This window comes from uncultured Roseovarius sp. (assembly GCF_947489715.1).
In the GTDB taxonomy this organism is placed as follows: Bacteria; Pseudomonadota; Alphaproteobacteria; order Rhodobacterales; family Rhodobacteraceae; genus Roseovarius.
Genome location: NZ_CANLER010000020.1, coordinates 1 through 16698, shown reverse-complemented (window position 1 = coordinate 16698; position 16698 = coordinate 1). Strand labels below are relative to the sequence as shown.

The 16698-nt window shown below is 52.1% G+C and carries 13 protein-coding genes; 7 read left to right on the top strand and 6 right to left on the bottom strand.

What is annotated here, in order from left to right; translation table 11 throughout:
- Positions 1–132 precede the first annotated feature (132 nt).
- The gene (locus tag Q1B27_RS24235; RefSeq protein WP_299852684.1) at positions 133–1203 is read right to left on the bottom strand and encodes a glycosyltransferase family 4 protein; all 1071 of its coding nucleotides are present in this window, start codon (positions 1201–1203) and stop codon (positions 133–135) included.
- A 511-nt stretch (positions 1204–1714) separates the two neighbouring features.
- On the opposite strand from Q1B27_RS24235, the gene Q1B27_RS24230 reads away from it, so the two are divergent.
- From Q1B27_RS24230 to Q1B27_RS24215, 4 genes are all read left to right on the top strand, one after another.
- Positions 1715–3265 carry a hypothetical protein gene (locus Q1B27_RS24230; RefSeq protein WP_299852681.1) on the top strand — a complete coding sequence of 517 codons (1551 nt, stop codon included), beginning with the start codon at positions 1715–1717 and terminating at the stop codon, positions 3263–3265.
- A 7-nt stretch (positions 3266–3272) separates the two neighbouring features.
- A complete protein-coding gene (locus Q1B27_RS24225; protein ID WP_299852678.1) occupies positions 3273–4316 on the top strand; it encodes a glycosyltransferase family 61 protein in 1044 nt (347 codons plus the stop codon).
- Between the two features lie 236 nt (positions 4317–4552).
- Complete coding sequence (locus tag Q1B27_RS24220) at positions 4553–6292, top strand: type I secretion system permease/ATPase (RefSeq protein WP_299852675.1); 1740 nt, start codon at positions 4553–4555, stop codon at positions 6290–6292.
- A gap of 47 nt (positions 6293–6339) precedes the next feature.
- Complete coding sequence (locus Q1B27_RS24215) at positions 6340–7596, top strand: HlyD family type I secretion periplasmic adaptor subunit (protein ID WP_299852672.1); 1257 nt, start codon at positions 6340–6342, stop codon at positions 7594–7596.
- A 192-nt stretch (positions 7597–7788) separates the two neighbouring features.
- Here the strand turns inward: Q1B27_RS24215 and Q1B27_RS24210 are convergent, their stop codons facing one another.
- The 4 genes from Q1B27_RS24210 to Q1B27_RS24195 all read right to left on the bottom strand — a co-directional run bounded on the left by Q1B27_RS24210 (position 7789) and on the right by Q1B27_RS24195 (position 10918).
- Positions 7789–8643, bottom strand: a complete 855-nt coding sequence (locus tag Q1B27_RS24210; protein ID WP_299852670.1) for a glycosyltransferase family 32 protein — start codon at positions 8641–8643, stop codon at positions 7789–7791.
- Between the two features lie 22 nt (positions 8644–8665).
- A complete protein-coding gene (locus Q1B27_RS24205; protein ID WP_299852667.1) occupies positions 8666–9388 on the bottom strand; it encodes a hypothetical protein in 723 nt (240 codons plus the stop codon).
- A gap of 147 nt (positions 9389–9535) precedes the next feature.
- Positions 9536–10147, bottom strand: a complete 612-nt coding sequence (locus Q1B27_RS24200) for a sulfotransferase family protein (RefSeq protein WP_299852664.1) — start codon at positions 10145–10147, stop codon at positions 9536–9538.
- A 243-nt stretch (positions 10148–10390) separates the two neighbouring features.
- Positions 10391–10918 carry a serine O-acetyltransferase gene (locus Q1B27_RS24195; protein WP_299852661.1) on the bottom strand — a complete coding sequence of 176 codons (528 nt, stop codon included), beginning with the start codon at positions 10916–10918 and terminating at the stop codon, positions 10391–10393.
- Between the two features lie 323 nt (positions 10919–11241).
- On the opposite strand from Q1B27_RS24195, the gene Q1B27_RS24190 reads away from it, so the two are divergent.
- The gene (locus Q1B27_RS24190; RefSeq protein ID WP_299852658.1) at positions 11242–12960 is read left to right on the top strand and encodes an ABC transporter ATP-binding protein; all 1719 of its coding nucleotides are present in this window, start codon (positions 11242–11244) and stop codon (positions 12958–12960) included.
- A gap of 149 nt (positions 12961–13109) precedes the next feature.
- Here Q1B27_RS24190 and Q1B27_RS24185 read toward each other — a convergent pair whose 3' ends face one another.
- Positions 13110–14024 (bottom strand): sulfotransferase, encoded by a 915-nt coding sequence (locus tag Q1B27_RS24185; protein ID WP_299852655.1) that lies wholly within the window; start codon positions 14022–14024, stop codon positions 13110–13112.
- 212 nt (positions 14025–14236) lie between these two features.
- Here Q1B27_RS24185 and Q1B27_RS24180 point away from each other — a divergent pair, with 212 nt between their 5' ends.
- The gene (locus Q1B27_RS24180; protein ID WP_299852653.1) at positions 14237–15460 is read left to right on the top strand and encodes a glycosyltransferase; all 1224 of its coding nucleotides are present in this window, start codon (positions 14237–14239) and stop codon (positions 15458–15460) included.
- Positions 15457–16362, top strand: a complete 906-nt coding sequence (locus Q1B27_RS24175) for a hypothetical protein (protein ID WP_299852650.1) — start codon at positions 15457–15459, stop codon at positions 16360–16362. Before Q1B27_RS24180 ends, Q1B27_RS24175 begins: the two co-directional genes overlap by 4 nt.
- Positions 16363–16698 lie beyond the last annotated feature (336 nt).

The following is a 16698-nucleotide window of genomic DNA, read 5'->3' as shown; positions in this document are numbered from 1 at the left end:
AAACTGAAGCTGGTCTATGCGAAAGACTACGAAAAGCTCGGGGATTATTTCGACCAGCACCTGCAGTGACCGGCTGGCTGTCTTTCTGAAATAAACCTTCCGAATTTCCGCTAGCACCAGATCCGGTGTCAGCTATTGTGGGGCTTCAAGGCAGCTGGCAAATGTCTCGGCGCTTTTTTTCCACGAGAGATTTTCGACGGCTTTTGACGCGTTACGCGACATGTTCTTCCAGCCTTCTGCGTCGGCGTTCAGCACCTTGATCATGGCATCCGCAAGCGCCTCGGCATCATCGATATCGACGACGTAGCCTGTCTGCCCCTCTTCGATGAAATCCGGCGCACATCCCGTGCGCGCCGCTACCACCGGGCAACCGCAGGCCATCGCCTCTAGCACCGGAAGCCCGAAACCCTCGGACCGGCTGCCGAACAGGTATAGATCGCTGTCAGAGTAAAGCCTTGGAATATCATCCTGCGGTGGAGATTGAACGTAGCTCACGTATTCCGGCAACGGCAGATCTTCGAGCGGTTTGACGGTACCGAATGCCAGAACCCGCAGATCGGGCAGCTGCTTTTGCGTCAGTTCGATTGCCTTCAAACTTGTGTCCAATCCCTTGAAGCGTTTGCCCGAATACATGAGGCTCACGGTCGGGGTCGTTTTTTTTTCGCGAGGTGTAAACCGGAACTGCCGATGATCGACCGCATTGGGCGCGATCTGCACGTCGTCATCGCCGTAAAGCTCAAGCATGACATCGCGAATCCAGCCTGAAACGACGATCTTTCTGAGGGGCAGCCGATAGGTTGCGGCGGCTAAGTCGGCAAAGAGCTTGTTGTTCACTTCGTGATGCTGCACGAAATAGAACTTCCGGCCCTTGCGCTCGGAAAGATTTGCAACCGCATCGGCTGTCGTCCAGAAAGTTGCAATCACCACATCAGCATCCGGCACATCGGAATCGGTGATGTCCCGGCCATCTTCGACAAGGTGCAGGCTGGCTTTCATGGAATCAAAATGGCTGATTGTTGGGCGCGGTTTGGGCTTTCGACCTTTCAGGAAGCGTTTCAAGGACACGAGCTTTCCAGGTTTCTTGTGGGTCTGTGCGACGACGGTAACGTCGTGCCCCATGTCGGTCAGCAGATCGGCATATATCGCGATCACACGATTTCCTCCGGAAAGATTTGGGGGCGGGCCGATGAATGTGATCTTCAAGTTGCTAGTTCCCGCTTGTGTCCGAAAGGCCGTGAAATTCGCCGTTTACAGATAAGCTTAAACGCCAGGTCGGGGCAAATCGAAAACGTAACATCCGGTTCAATGGGATTGGTTTTACTCAGCAAGTTTTCCAAGATGTCGCGTTTTTGCGACAATCGCGCGCCAGAAACTTGCGCGTCACCAACTATCGGTGATTTGTAAGAATAGCGTGAGTTGTGGCACCATTGCCGCTATTCGAAACCTCGCTTCGGGGCGAATACATCGGAACAGGTGGAAAAACGATGGGCAGGTCGCGCAAACAAGACCGCTTTAACGGGAAAAACGCTCTGTTGGTGACGTTTGGCGAAACAATGACAGCCTCCCGACCAGCACTGTTTTCGACCTGTTTATGTTTTGGTGTTACGGCACTAAACCACGGTTTATTAAAACTGCTAAAAGCCGTATGAATGCCGCGAGGGATACGCCTTGGACTGGCTGAGACATTCCGCAGACAATATCGAGCAGTGAATTCATGCCTTCGAATTTAGCATATCTTGCCCTTTATCTGTGGCCGCTGGTCGTTATCGCCCTGTTTCGAAAGCGGCCGCTTGACGAAGCGCTTGCCTGGTCAATCATCGCAGGCTACATGCTGCTGCCGCTTTTTACCGCTTTTGACCTGCCGATGTTGCCGGGCTGGAGCAAGCAACTGGTGCCCAGCCTTTTCGCGGCCATCATGTGCTATTGGCTAACCCTTTCGGCGCGTCAGGCGGCGCCTGTAAGAGTTCCTGCCGGGCGACAGGTCAAACGGCAGGGTCCGGACAACACCCCGCGTGAATTTAAGGTGCGACGTGGCAGGATACTCTATTGGTCGTTGATTATCCTCTTGTTTGCCTCACCGATTATCACGACATTGACCAACGGCGATTCCATCAAAATTGGCGATACCTTCAAATCCGGAATGCGGCTTTATGATGGTCTTTCGCTGGATCTTGATCTGCTCGTTTCGGTTTTGCCCTTTTTTCTTGCAAGACGTTTTCTGGCGACCAACGAAAGTCATGTCGTGTTGCTGACGGTCTTCGTTCTGGCAGCATTGGCATATTCGCTTCTTGCGCTGTGGGAAGTGCGCATGAGCCCGCAGCTGAACAAACAGATCTACGGTTTCAGCACCGGATCGTTCAGGCACCAGGTACGATATGGGGGGTTTCGGCCTGTTTTGTTCCTTTACCACGGCATCTGGGTCGCCATCCTTTTTGCAATGGCTTCCATTGCCGCCATGTCGCTTTGGCGCGAAAAACTGGGCAAGGCTGAATCCTCGCGTTGGTTGATGGCGGGCCTGTGGCTTTGTTTGATCGTGATTTTGTGCAAAACAGCGACGGCCTTTGTCGTCGTTGCCTTGCTGCTGCCGACAATTTTCTTTTTCAGCGTCCGTTTGCAGTTGCTGATGGCGGCCGCAATTTCCATTACGGTCCTGCTGTTCCCGATGCTGCGCGGTGCGGATCTGGTGCCAACTGACCGTATCTACAGCACGGTGGCAAAGATTGATCCGAACCGAGCAGGTTCTCTTGAAACCAGGTTCGAGAATGAAGACTTGTTGCTAGCGCGAGCGAACAAGAAACCGCTTGCGGGATGGGGTAGTTGGGGTCGGAATCGTGTGCGAAACGAAAAGGGCCAGGATGTTAGCATCACCGACGGTTACTGGGTCATTGTCGTCGGTGTTTATGGCTGGCTAGGCTATATAGCTCAATTTGGCTTGCTTGGCATTTCGACAATCTTCCTGGCATTCAATCGCGACCGCTTGAACCTGACACCGGCAACCGCGGGCCTATGTCTGGTCATGGCCGGTGCGCTGATCAACCTGATCCCGAATGCAAGTATTTCACCCATCATATGGCTGGTGGCCGGTGCCCTCATGGGGCGATATCAGACCGCCGAAGTCACGGTGAAACAAAGGAACCTTCGCGCGACCCGTGTAGAAGAATGCAGTAGCGAAGACGCCCCCAAGAGCTACCCCGTCACAGCGCGGCGACAAGAAAGTGACGAGTCGAAACGACCGCTTCACATACGTCAGCCGCGAAAAGGATGAAATCGGTATGAAGCAATCACCGGTGACGCTTTCCTTTGAGCCATTCAATTGTCCTGCGGATATTCTGATTTCGGCCCGCTCGTATTTTGTCGATCGAATGGTGCCGGAATGTGAAGTTATTCATCTTCCACCCAAGCAAGTCGGCGGTGGTGAATTCTGGTTCGCTTATAAAATGGGAGTGACCCAACATCCAGAAACGCCCAAACCCCAAAAGGGATTGCGGCAAGGCCTTAAGATGTTGCGCCCCAAGCCGGAAACGGAAACGATCAGTGACAAGGTTTTCTTGGATTTCAGGCTGAAAGTGCCACAGAACTGGGCGCATTTTCTGAATGATCACCTACCGATCTACTTTGTGGCTGCCCATGAATTGGGATTGTCCGCATCCGAAACCCTTCTTGTTCTTCCACAAAAGACGCCAGGATACATCCGCCGTGCGGCTGCATTTTTTGGTTTGGAAACATTGTGCACGGATGCGCCGGTCAGCGGCGATGCCGTGATGCTGGAAACGAGCCGTTGGATACGCTGCCGGTCGATCCGTGCGGAATGGGCGCATCTGCCTTTCGTGACCGAAACCCTTGATGCAGCGGGGATACGTGACGGGATCTCAGTCGATTTGCCAAATCGCGCCTTCCTGTCGCGGCGCGCTACGCGAAATCTGGAAAACGAGGATGCGGTCGAAGCGTTCCTGAACGCGCGTGGATACACCAAGATCTATCCCGAAGATCTGAGCGTCGCGGACCAGTTCAAACTGTTCGAACAGGCGGAACATATCGTGGCGATACACGGTGCGGGTCTGGCCCCGATGCTGTATCGTTCCGATGCCTCCCGCCTCCGCGGGTTGATCGAGCTGTTTCCCTGTGGCCACATGACCGATAATTTTCGTGTCATGGCGCATCAGGTTGGCTGCGCCTGGGCAGGCGTACGCGGCAAGATCAAGCCCGAACATGTCGAACCGGCATATGATCTGTCTAAACCCTTCGTAGAATACTCGTTGCAATCATTCGAGGTTGATCTGCATGCTTTGGAAATGGCTTTGGCGCTCCATATATGAGCCAACGTCTGGCAATGAGGTAAGTGTAGCAGTTTCATCAATCACCCCGATGCGTCTGCCGATTCGTCGAAATGTGCAGCGGGAACCGGAACTGACGTTTCGACAAACTAGAACTTTCCAGTGGCACCGGACCGAAACGGCGCAAAATGGCGCCACCGTCAGTAAACTGTTTCTATTTGCACACCATCCATTATTCTCGTCTGACAATCGGAGAGTTTTCAGGCTTCGGGGCAAGCATGGCTACTGATGAAAAAACGGGGCTGCCTGAGCTGCAGGCGGCCCGCCGCAAGGGACGGGGTTTGTTCCTTTGGGCCTTCGCGTTTTCAATCTTTGCCAACCTGCTGATGCTGACCGGTCCACTCTACATGTTGCAGATATATGACCGGGTGCTGGCTTCGAAGTCGGTGGAAACGCTGGTTGCGCTGTCCTTGCTGGTGACCATGCTTTACGCACTGATGGCTGTGCTGGATTACGCGCGCGGCAGATTGATGGCCCGGATCGGAGCACGCTTCCAAACTGCGCTGGATGCGCGTGTATTCAGGGCGACATTACAGCGCTCGATCAACCCGCATGAACGACCGGCATGCGCGGCAGTATTGCGTGATCTGGATGCATTGCAGAACTTTTTTGTTTCCCCGGTTCTGACAGCGATCATGGACATGCCGTGGACACCTGTTTTTATCGCGGCGATCTTTGTGTTCCATCCGGTGTTGGGCTGGATCTCGCTTCTGGGAGGCGGGATCATCGTGGTTCTGGCATTGCTGAACCAAGCGCTGACCACCAAACAGGTGCGAATGTCGCACATTGCGACGCAGCGGACCCATGCCTTTGCTGAACAGGCCCATGATGCCAGCGAGGTGGTCACAAGCCAGGGGATGCGAAACAATCTTCTGGTCCGCTACAAGCGACTGCGGAATATGGCCCTTGGGCAGACCATCAACGCAAATGACTGGACAGGAGTTTTCACGTCATTCACCAAAGCATTCCGGCTGTTCCTGCAATCTGCAATTTTGGGAATGGGCGCATATTTTGTGCTGCAGGGCGAACTGACGGCCGGGTCGATGATTGCGGCGTCGATCCTGTTGGGCCGCGCTTTGGCACCGGTTGAGCAGGCGATGGGACATTGGCCGGTTTTGCAAAGGGCACGTGCCGGATGGAAAGCGCTAGAGCGATTCCTGTCGATGGTTCCCATTCCCAACGCGCGTACAGGTTTGCCTGCGCCTGAGCCTTTGTTGCGGGCAAGCGGTGTCACGATCATGCCGCCTGGTGCGGAAAAACCGACTGCCAGATCTGTTTCTTTCACACTGGAACCAGGGCATGCACTTGGCATCATTGGCAAAAGTGGCTCGGGCAAATCCAGCCTGGCCCGGGTACTTTCGGGCTATTGGCCCGTGGCCGCGGGAGAGGTTCGTCTTGGTGGTGCTTCGTTGGGTCAATATGACCCGATGCAACTGGGCCGACATATCGGGTATTTGCCACAGACCGTCAGCTTATTCCCCGGGACCATCGCGGAGAATATTAGACGCATGTCGATCGATCCCGACTCTGATGGCGTGGTTGAGGCTGCAAAAAAGGCAAATGCGCATGAGATTATCATGCACCTGCCGAATGGCTATGACACATTTCTGGATGGTAATGAATCCCAGCTTTCCGGGGGGGAACGTCAACGGATCGCGCTGGCGAGGGCGCTGTATGGCGATCCGGTTCTTCTAATACTCGACGAGCCAAATTCGATGCTGGATGCTGATGGTTCGGACGCGTTGAACGAAACGGTCAAGAATTTCAAAGAGAGCGGGAAGTCCGTGATCATCACCACGCATCGACCTGCTGCGGTAGTTGAATGTGATTTGCTGCTTGTCATGGATAAAGGTGTCGTCGTCGCCTTGGGACCGCGCGACGAGATAATGGAAAAAACCATAACCAATTCGCAACCACCAGACAGGACGAATGCAAAGTCTGACAAGGTGACGACGTGAGTGTCGAGCATCATGATACGGACCCCAAGTGGAAAGGGGTCTTGCCTATGACCGCGGGAATTCTGGCCCTGATCGTGTTGGCCGGCGGGCTGGGCCTTTGGTCCGTTCAAGCGCAGATTTCTGGTGCAATGATCGTGCCGGGGCAGGTTAGTGCGGAAACTAACCGTCTTGCGATCCAGCACCCAGAAGGTGGTACCGGCTTCGTGTCGGTTCAGGACGGTGACCGTGTCGAAAAGGGCGATGTCCTGATCCAGTTGGACGGGCGGCGTGCCAGGAACGAATTGAGCCTGATCGAGGTGCAGTTAAGTGAGCTTTCCGCGCGAATGTCACGCCTGCAAGCTGAGCGAGATGACGCTGACGAAGTCAACTTCGAGCCTGATCTGATCAGACGAGAAAAAATGCCTAACGTTGACAAACTTCTCGAAGCGGAACGCTTACTGTTTTCATCGCGGAAAGCGTCACTTGACCAAGAGATCAGACTGATCCGGCAACAAAATCAGCAAATCAAGGACAGGATCGCAGGATTGAAGAAGCAACTTGATGCGCTGCGCGAGCAATCGGCGCTGAGCAAGGTTGAGATGGTTTCGGCACAGCAAGCTGTTGATCACGACCCGGATCAGGATTCGCGAATCAGCGAACTGAAGAAAGACCAAGCCGAATTAAAAAGCCGCATTGGACGGATCGAAGCCGAGTCTGCCAAGCTGCGTGGCTCGATTACGAACAAAGAAATCGCCTTGCTCAAACTGATGACACAGCGGCGGGAAAATGCAGTAAAGCGTCTTCGCGAATTACAAAATCAGGAGGTCAAACTGTTCGACCGCCAGTTCCAGCTACGCGATTCCATCTCGAACCTGGAAATTAGGGCTCCGATCGATGGGATCATTTATGGCCTTAAGGTCTCTGGCGTGCAGTCGGCAGTGCGCGCGGGAAAACCTCTGATGTATGTGTTTCCCGAGGATCAGCCATTGGTCGTGTCTGCTCGAGTCGACGCTACGCTTATCGATGCAGTTTATGAGGGGCAGAAAGCGACATTGCAGTTTTCGCTTTTTGGTCAGCGCGAGGTTGTGGAGCTGGATGCAGTGGTACGAAACCTGTCGACTGACAAGGAGCGTAACGGGGCCGCCGCACTTGGCTATCACTCGGTCGAAATCACCCCTGAAAGCGCCGAGATTTCAAAACTAAAGGGCCAAATCCCGTTACCGGGGACGCCGGTAAACTGTTTTATCAAGACAGGTGCGCGCTCTCCCTTGGCGTATCTGACCGGACCAATTGCTGATTTCTATGACAAAGCTTTCCGAAACTAGGAGCAAACTGCTTTAGTTCCGAAGCAAGTCGTTGAGTATGTAACAGTCAAATAAACGCACAAATCCTGTTCGTACGAAAAGGTCCAAGCGCAAGAAAATACCTTAGTTTAAACGCCATTGGGTGGAAACCAGCTGCTACCAAACGCTGAACGTCAGACTACACGTCAGCGAAACAACGGTGGCGCGTCGTTTTCATGGGCGGTTGAAGAAGGTACGCAACGCACGGATGCGGTTTCTCAAACCCAGAAATTTCCAGGAAACCCACTTGCGCGCCCGGTGTACCTGCCCGAACCAGATCATACAGACAGCTGTCGCCAGAAAGTTGGTTGTGACAACCGGGCGCGTTTGGGTGGTGTAATGTGATCCGAGTTTCGTTCTGTGTGTGCTTATGTCCCCGTAGACCGAATAAACGAACCCCAGATCATCCTGATAGTCACGGAAGACATGAGGATGCTGGTTGAGGATAGGGTTGATCGCAAGCGTGTAAGCGATGGGCCCGGTCAATCGCAAGACACCCATGCGACCGATACCGTCGCGTAGTGCCTGATAGTTTTCGATATTTCGCAAAACAGCGTCTATCACCGCTGACAGAAATGGATGTCCCGCGCGACAGGCAACAAACCACTGCAAGTATTCTCCGCGTGTGATGCCTGCAAGTTCCGGGTGAGCGGTCTGCCTGGCTGTTTCGTTGCGGGCACTGCTCCACTGGCTTAGCACGTACTGATCATCCGTGCCGATCATCGTATCCAGCGGCTTTCGCACGGTGGATTTTATATCGAGGTACAAGCCGCCTACCTTGTAACAAGCCAAGTATCTGAACAGATCTGCCCGAGCCGCGGCGTAAGCTGGATCTATGCTGTGATAGATTTCCAGATATTGCGCGCCAAAATGGTCTGAAATGAATTTTTCCGCCGCCTCGGCGTCATAAAACCGGTAGTCCCAGTCAGGATTCCGTTGACGCAACGCGCGAATTTCTTCCTTAGCTTCATCAGGGACAGCATCCCAACCAATGGCAAAAAACTGGTGGATGATCTTGGGAATAGCCATGCTTAGGGGTTCTGGCAGTCCGTTAAAACTCGTCTGGCGAAATAACTTCGTAGCCTAGTCGGGTTACCAGATCATGGTCAAGTTGCGCATTGATCGTTTGAACAAGCGTTGGATTTAGTTTTTCACGCCATTTTTGCTGCATGTAGTAGTCGATGTAATATTGGCGGCTGACATCAGCATCGCCCTTGGCCCCACGTTCTATAGAAACAAAATCTGGGCGTTGTCCGATTTCCAGATCGGTTGCAATGCTTCGCAGCATGCCTTCTTCATCCTGCAGGAAATCCTCATATTTTACGATTTTGGCACGGGTAGCGGCATCCATCAGGGTAAAATAACCCGCCATCTTCCGGTTCCATACTTCTACAGGTCCGACCTGATCCGTACCGATGTTTTCCATAGCAGGCATGATCGGCATCTTTCGGTCGAGAAAAGCCTCTAACGTGTCATCCTTGCCGCCGATGTTGTATGGTCTGCGAAACAATGACAGCAGCCACGCGTAAGGATTCTTCACGACTATCAGAAAGCGAACCGAAGCCAGCCGCTCTGGCCCGAGTCTTTCAACCGAGGGGTTCATATGTTTCCAACCAAGGTGGCGGTCAAAGGCTTCGGAAAGATATTTGTCGCGCCAGGCGCGACGATAGGCCATCCCACGTTGCTGAGAAACCAGTTTGATCAGGCGTGAGATATAGATCTGTATATGACGATCCGGTGCACGCCCTGAGATAATCGTTGTTTCAAGGTTCATTCTTGCAAGGTCCTCAAGGTAGTTGGTCCCGGTATTCCGCTCACCGTAAATTTTCAAGCGGCATCTATCGCTCATCTGAGACCTCGCGTTATGCAAATCTTACAGGGCAAGATGGCACAGCAAACGAACGCTGCGTCTCGAGAACGGTCACGATCTCAGCCCCAGCATTTTCATTATCTTGTAGTATTTCTGCCTGCGTTGCTTCAACCCATGTGGGTTTGCATGTGGCCATGGGATGCCCGGGTCGGGCTCGTCAAGGAAGCGGCAAAGGTTTTCCCAGTTAACCTCACCCTTGTTGAGATCGAGCGAAATGAAATCATCGGGACGATCCGCGAAATACTCTTTCATCTCCGCATTGTGCCGCGAATAACGATCTATCCAGGTTTTCTCGTTTCCCCCGGGGTAGGCGCAGCCATAAATCAAGTTATGGATTGCATTGGGATGTCGCCCGAAATCCTTGACCGCACTGTTGATCCAGGCGTCGGAATCCCGTGTTATGTGAACAAATCGCGAATTTGGGAAGGCAGTATCAAGTTCACGATAGAGCAGCGGCCAAGGTGTATCTTGTGCGGCATCATACTCCTTTGCGATCTCGCACGCGCGGATTGTGATTTCTTCCCAGGTTACGTCGTTTTTCTCTGCAAAGTCCCGAAACGGATAGTATCCGGCGACAGAATAGCCAAGCTTTTCAAGCGCTTTTCCCAAAGATGAGGTGCCCGTTTTCTGAAATCCGAGACAAAAGACTTTTCTGGGCTTCATTGTTCCAACATTTCCTGCTCAGTGACGAAAGAGTAATACAATTGGAGCCGCACCCTGTCACAGCCTGAAGTCAAGAACACATCGTTCACTGATCTGGTTCAATCTCTTATTTGCCGGATGTGCTTTGTTTCTTTGGACAGGTACCCGACATTATGTAATTCGGCAACAGGTCGGGTGTCGATTGTCGTTGGGCTGTGCGTCGAAAACCCACAAAGAAATGGCGCTTTGCACGATCGTACAACTCTACCAGCGAGACCCTATGATGCGCGCTGGGACGCCTCCGACGACCGCTCCCTCCGGTATGTCTTGAGTTACAACCGCGTTCGCCCCGACGATTGCGTGATCCCCAATGGTTACCGGCCCGAGAACTTTTGCACCTGCACCAATGTCCACACCTCCGCCAAGCACCGGTGCACCCGGCCCAGTACCAGAAGTGCCAAGCGTAACCTGTTGGAAAATGATGCAGTTGGGGCCGATGACCGTGCTTGGATGAATCACCACGCCATTGGGATGAGGGATCTTCAATCCACCCTCGACCTGGCAATTGAGGGGCAATTCTGCTTGGGTCACGACGGACCATAACCGGTGACGCATCGCGAATAACTTGCAGAGAATGCGTGCCAGCACGCCCTTTTTCTGCTTGGCATTTTGGTACTTTCGCAAGCTGCGCAGCAAGCGGCGCGAGGGATCCCAAAGTCTGCGCGGGGTTTCCCGTGTCCAATCCGGGTTGTTCGCGGAAATCGCCGCTTCTCTGGTTTGTCTGTCTGTCATTCGTACGTCACGATCCGTGAATATGCGTAGAGTTGACAAACAGTACTCAATTCATCTTCGGATTCTAGTGAAATCCTTTCGCGTTGCCATTGATGACTCGCATGGATATTAGAGTATTCAGCAAGAGAGATTGGACGGCATGCTCGAATTTCGTAAGTGTACTATCCAGGTCACGAACTTGCCAAATCATGGCCACATCGCGCGCGTAACCAACGGCCCTTCGAGGGGCGGCTGATATGATCGAAACTTACAGAAAAGTTATGGATCTCTTCATCCCGCATGAACGGAGCATGTTCTTCGGGCTTGTGTTGATGATGGTGCTGGTGGCGATTGCCGAGGTGTTTGGCATATCGCTGTTTCTTGTTCTTTTGCGCGTCCTGTCAGATCCACAACAGATATTCGACAACAGCTATTTGAAATGGGGATATGAAACTTTTGGGTTTCAAACCAATTTCGGTTTTCAGGCCGGGCTTTCTGTCGCCGTATTGCTGGTCATGGCGTTTAGCCTGTTGATCAAGGCAGCAGGGTCTTATGCGACTATTCGATTTGCCACGATGCGGGGCTACTCCATTTCCAGCCGACTGCTCGAGGCCTATCTGCACCAGCCATATGCCTGGTTTCTCGAGAAAAACAGCGCAGACGTCACCAAAAGCGTGCTCAACGAAGTGCACATGATCGTCAACGGGGTAATCGGTTCGGGCGCACGGATGGTTGCAAATCTCATTCTGGCCACCATGGTGATCGGTTTTCTCGTATTTGTTGACATCGTGGTTGCGGTTTTGGCTGCGTCCTTGCTGGGCGGCGCCTATATCGGAATCTATGTCTGGCTTCGCAAAAAGCTTCTTGTCGTTGGCCGGACGCAACTTGAAGCAAACCAGGGTCGGTTCCGGTTGACCAATGAAGCGACCGGTGGCTTCAAGGAAGTCAAACTTATGTCGCTTGAGCAGCCTTATGTCGATCGCTTTCGCGACCCGGCCCGCTCCTTTGCTCGGGCTGCGGCGCTTTCCCAGATTATGAATCAGGCACCGCGCTTTGCCTTGGAGGGCCTTACATACGCGGTTCTGTTCGGTGCGATTCTTATCCTTCTGGTGCGCAATGATGGCAACCTTGCTGCGGCGGTGCCGACGCTTGGGGTATTTGGCATATCGACGATGCGTTTGCTTCCCGCGATGCAGCAGGTCTATGCCGCTTTTGCGATGATCCGCTCCAACAAACCGATCTTGGACCACATCCACAAGGAATACACCGAGGCAGTGGTGCATGTGTCAAGCCGACCTGGTGAAACCCCGCACGATACGAACATACCGCTGACCGACGAGCTTATGCTTGATGAAATCAGCTTCAAGTACGAGTCGAGCAACCGGCCCGCCGTCAAGAACCTGACGCTGAAAATTCCGGCCCTCAATACCATTGGCATTGTGGGTGGGACGGGTGCAGGAAAGACCACCGTGGTTGATGTTATCTTGGGTCTTTTGCCGGTAGATTCCGGTGACATTCTTGTAGACGGACAAAAGCTTACCGCAGATAACATGCACCTTTGGCGCCGTTCGATCGGCTATGTACCGCAAAGTATTTATCTGACAGATTCGACTGTCGCGCAGAACATTGCCTTCGGTGTTCCTGCTGAGGCGATCGATATGGAAGCGGTTGAGCGCGCGGCCCGCACCGCGGCCTTGCATGACTTCGTGATGAATGAAATGCCGTATCAATACGACACGATTGTCGGGGAGCGTGGCGTGCGTTTGTCAGGTGGGCAACGCCAACGGATTGGTATTGCACGAGCCCTATACCGTGATCCGTCGCTCCTGATCCTGGACGAGGCGACCTCGGCATTGGACAATTTGACAGAGCGCGCCGTGATGGATGCCGTACAACGTATCCGCAATACGAAAACGGTGATCATGATCGCGCATCGTCTCAGCACGATCCGAAATTGCGATCAAATATTCCTCTTGGAGCACGGCAGTTTGAAGGCGGCGGGTACTTACGACGAGCTGATAAGCGAAAGCGAGACTTTCCGTGATATGGCTGCAAACGGCTAAACGCCCGGATTGACCAAATTAGGTTTGCGGTTTGCCAGCACTGAAGTTCCTATGACCACGGCTCCAGAGCTTGTTGGCTCTAGGGCTGGTATATTGAACAGCCGACTGGAATTGCGGTAGGGCGCCGCACTTTATGCTCTGACTGGTTTCTAGTGCTTGGCGACCTTCCAGAAATCTGCCGGCTTTCCAAATCGTTTCAAAAATTTCGCAGCGTCCGGACGAACGCGCATTTCAATTTTTTCTCTTAATGCCGGGGTCCATTGCACGCGGCCATTGACAGACTTCGAGACACTCCTTTTCAACGCCAGTTTTACACGATGGGGCACAAGATGTTTATACTTCTCAAAAAACCGGAAGCGCCGCAGTTTCTTGAGCAGTCTGGGATCAACAATCTTTTCAGAACGACTATTGGCCGCCTTGCGTTCAAGAGATGCTTCGGTGGCCTCTTCTATTCCCAGAAATTCACATAGATCGCGCATCACGGCCACTTTGTCAGATACGTAGTCTTCAAAAAATACCACGTGAATCTGGTCTTCCCGGAAGTGTTTGGTGAAAATCTCGTAGGTTTCATCATAGAGGCTACCATTCAGCAATTTCCAGGCTGAGACCGCTTCGGCAAAGTCGATCCGCGTATGTCCATTGGCCAGCTCTTGCACATATTCGGATTCCATTCGCGCAAGCGGCTCGCGTACCATGTAAATCAGGCGTGCGTTCGGCAGGTCAGCATGGATGCGGTCGGCAACACGCGGCGCGCGCAGGCCAGTTGAATAATCCGGAGAAGCCTCCATGATGACTTTCTGCCCTTTGGGATGAAAAAGGGAGCGGTAGTAATCCAGACCCTTGTCATAGCCAGCAGAGAAAAACCGCGTTTCCTTTGACGGATAGAGATAGACATCGGGATGAAAGTCCAGATCCTTGCAAAGGCTCGTCGTACCGGCCTTCGCGGCGCCGATCAGAATTGTATTGGGAAGCGAGGTCATGGGTACTGGTCTACTTGCTAACTCATTTTGGGCTTTGATGCGTTCTGTATTACAGTTAGCAGCGCTCTGGCTCCAAACATGCATATCATGAACAGTTTACAATGATCTATTCAAGTGGAATGACCAACTGTTCCTTCAAACGGGTCACGAGGGTCACGGTGGCGACTGTTGCCAATCAAAAACGTTGATCAGTTCCTTTTGGCCCGCACTGTCGAGGGGCATGACATAAAGCTATCAGATTGGCATAAGTCTGGCATATTCTTCTTGTGGTCACCAAGACCGGAATCATTTTATGCTTGAGCACTACGCTGAATGCTGGGAAGGCCAGAAAAAGTGAAAACAAGGAATGCGTTTTGAGTAAGCTTTTGGTAATCTCATCGGCACCGGCAACCATTGTGGGTGGAAAACCATACCTCGATATTAAATTCTGCGAAGGCGTGAATTATTATGCGTCGGGCTGGGATGGCCAAGTGACCGGCATGTTGCGCACCCAGGAAAATCAATTCGCGTTTGGCAGGGTTTTTGAGCGCTCGGAACTGTCCTTTGACCCGATCCTTCTCGATCAGAATGCACCGATAGACAAAGCAAAATTGGCAGAATTTGATGTCATCCTTTGTTCAGGCGACAATCATCTCTACCTTGATATGTGGAAAATCTGCAAAGATCTGCAAACCAAGGTTGTCTATATCATCGAATATGACCTTAAGACCCGTTTTCAGATCATTTCACTTAATAAGAATACCAGCTTTGTCGGGAAACTGTCCGCGATGTTTTGGACACTGCGGCAAGAACAGCGCCGCAAAACAGCTTTCAGGCAGGCTGACGGTTTGCAGGCTAACGGATATCCGGCTGAAATCAGCTATGGCAGACTTTGTCGAAATCCGGTGATGTATCTCGATAACCGGCTCAAACCGGACATGATGGCGACGAAAGCTGAGATGTCAGACCGGCGAGTCAAAGAAAAAAACACTCCTCTACGTCTTGTCAACTCGGGGCGATTAGAGGCGATGAAAGGCGCGCAGGATCTTATTCCGATCGCAAATTCCCTTGCGAAAAAGAAGGTCGACTTTCGCCTTGATGTTTTTGGTACCGGCAGTCTTTTTTCCGAGATCGCCGAAGCGATAGGAAAACTCAACCTGACGGACCGTGTTAACCTGCATGAACCTGTGGATTTTGAAACAGAGCTTGTTCCATACGTAAGAAAGAACGCGGACATCTTTCTGAGCTGTCACAGGCAGTCTGACCCGTCCTGTACGTATCTCGAAAGTATGGGCTGTGGCGTTTCGGTTGTTGGCTACGATAATAGGATGTTGCAAAATCTGGTGCGCGAGTCTGATGCCGGATGGACCGTTCCGCTTGGCAATTGGGAAGCACTTGCAGACCGGATTGCGAAACTCTCGCAAAATCGCTACGAAGTAACATTGAAATCCGCAAACGCACTGGAATTTGCGTCCAGACACGCTTTTGATATCGAGTTCGATAAGCGCCTGAACCATCTGAAAACGGTTCAGGCACAATGAAACCGGGGGAGTTTCTCAGGCTTTTGATTTCAAACCCACAAAAGATTATTTTCCGCGGTTTCAGAAGTGATGTCGCCCGTAAAGTTGAAGATTTATATTATAGAGAAAAGGGCAAGCGGTTTGCGGCGACTCCGGTGAATAGCGTAGAAATTTGCGTTTTGGGTATGCGCCGGTCGGGCAATCACGCCGTTATTCACTGGCTCGAAATGATTGGTACCCAATCTCCTGGAGTGGTCGTTCATCTTAACAATCTTGCGCCCGGCGATAACGGGTATCGGCATCGCATATGGTATCCAGAACCCTTATCAGCAGATCAGCATGACATTTTCAGAAAAGGTCGACGTAAATCGCTTGGTGCCGGTGACGTCGGGCTGCTGATACGGTCATACGAAGATATCTCTTATGACGCGTTCACGAGCGATCAGAATCGCCCTTTTTTTTATGGTGGAACGAAGAAGAAGATTTCGCTTGTTATTGTAAGAGATCCTGCAAATTTATTTGCCAGCCGCCTCAAGAGCGGTTTCACTCAAACCAAAGTGGACGGTGTCGGGCAGGAACAGCTTTATTTGGATACGCTAAAAAAAGCAAAATCAGACCCAGACACTAAAATATTGTTCTTCAACGACTTCGTTCGCAACCCGGAATACCGGAGGAGGCTGCTGGCGGACATGGAGATTGATGCCGAGGACCGAGACCCAACGGCGAAAATGTCAGGGTATGGCGGCGGCAGTTCTTTTCAGGAAAGCGAAGTTTCGATCGGAAAGCTGACAGCACGCTACGAAGCGATGCTGGATAATGCTGAATTTGAGAAAATTCTGACGAACCCTCAGATTATCCAGGAATTCAAAGAGAACTTTGCATCTGAATATTCCGAATTCATGCGGATCACGAACGAAAAGTGAACTACCGTATTCGTTCGCCTCAGGTTTGTTGTTTTCGCATTGATTTTTATTTACAGAATCCCAGTCGCGCCATGGATCGGGGCATGTAGATTCAGGTGATTGGACGATCCGGTTTTTGGTCGGCCTGGTCACGCTTTAAAAAATGATTCTTGTACCATTCGCGTGTAGCAAAGAACAAAAGAATCCCCCCAACCTTTGATTTTTTAGGTGTTGGGGGGTTTGATTATAAGCTGAAGATGTCGACTGTGACAGTTGCTTGAGAGAGCATGCCGTTTTCGTCTGCGACCCAGTAGTCGAAGCTGTCGATGCCGTACACGTTCTGGTGGGGTTCGTAGA

What these genes read in the sequence shown, in the direction of transcription:
- Q1B27_RS24200 (WP_299852664.1), bottom strand. Translation starts at nt 10,147, where the DNA reads ATGAAGCCCAGAAAAGTCTTTTGTCTCGGATTTCAGAAAACGGGCACC.
- Q1B27_RS24195 (WP_299852661.1), bottom strand. Translation starts at nt 10,918, where the DNA reads ATGACAGACAGACAAACCAGAGAAGCGGCGATTTCCGCGAACAACCCG.
- Q1B27_RS24175 (WP_299852650.1), top strand. Translation starts at nt 15,457, where the DNA reads ATGAAACCGGGGGAGTTTCTCAGGCTTTTGATTTCAAACCCACAAAAG.
- Q1B27_RS24220 (WP_299852675.1), top strand. Translation starts at nt 4,553, where the DNA reads ATGGCTACTGATGAAAAAACGGGGCTGCCTGAGCTGCAGGCGGCCCGC.
- Q1B27_RS24230 (WP_299852681.1), top strand. Translation starts at nt 1,715, where the DNA reads ATGCCTTCGAATTTAGCATATCTTGCCCTTTATCTGTGGCCGCTGGTC.
- Q1B27_RS24185 (WP_299852655.1), bottom strand. Translation starts at nt 14,024, where the DNA reads ATGCATGTTTGGAGCCAGAGCGCTGCTAACTGTAATACAGAACGCATC.
- Q1B27_RS24210 (WP_299852670.1), bottom strand. Translation starts at nt 8,643, where the DNA reads ATGGCTATTCCCAAGATCATCCACCAGTTTTTTGCCATTGGTTGGGAT.
- Q1B27_RS24225 (WP_299852678.1), top strand. Translation starts at nt 3,273, where the DNA reads ATGAAGCAATCACCGGTGACGCTTTCCTTTGAGCCATTCAATTGTCCT.
- Q1B27_RS24205 (WP_299852667.1), bottom strand. Translation starts at nt 9,388, where the DNA reads ATGAACCTTGAAACAACGATTATCTCAGGGCGTGCACCGGATCGTCAT.
- Q1B27_RS24215 (WP_299852672.1), top strand. Translation starts at nt 6,340, where the DNA reads ATGACCGCGGGAATTCTGGCCCTGATCGTGTTGGCCGGCGGGCTGGGC.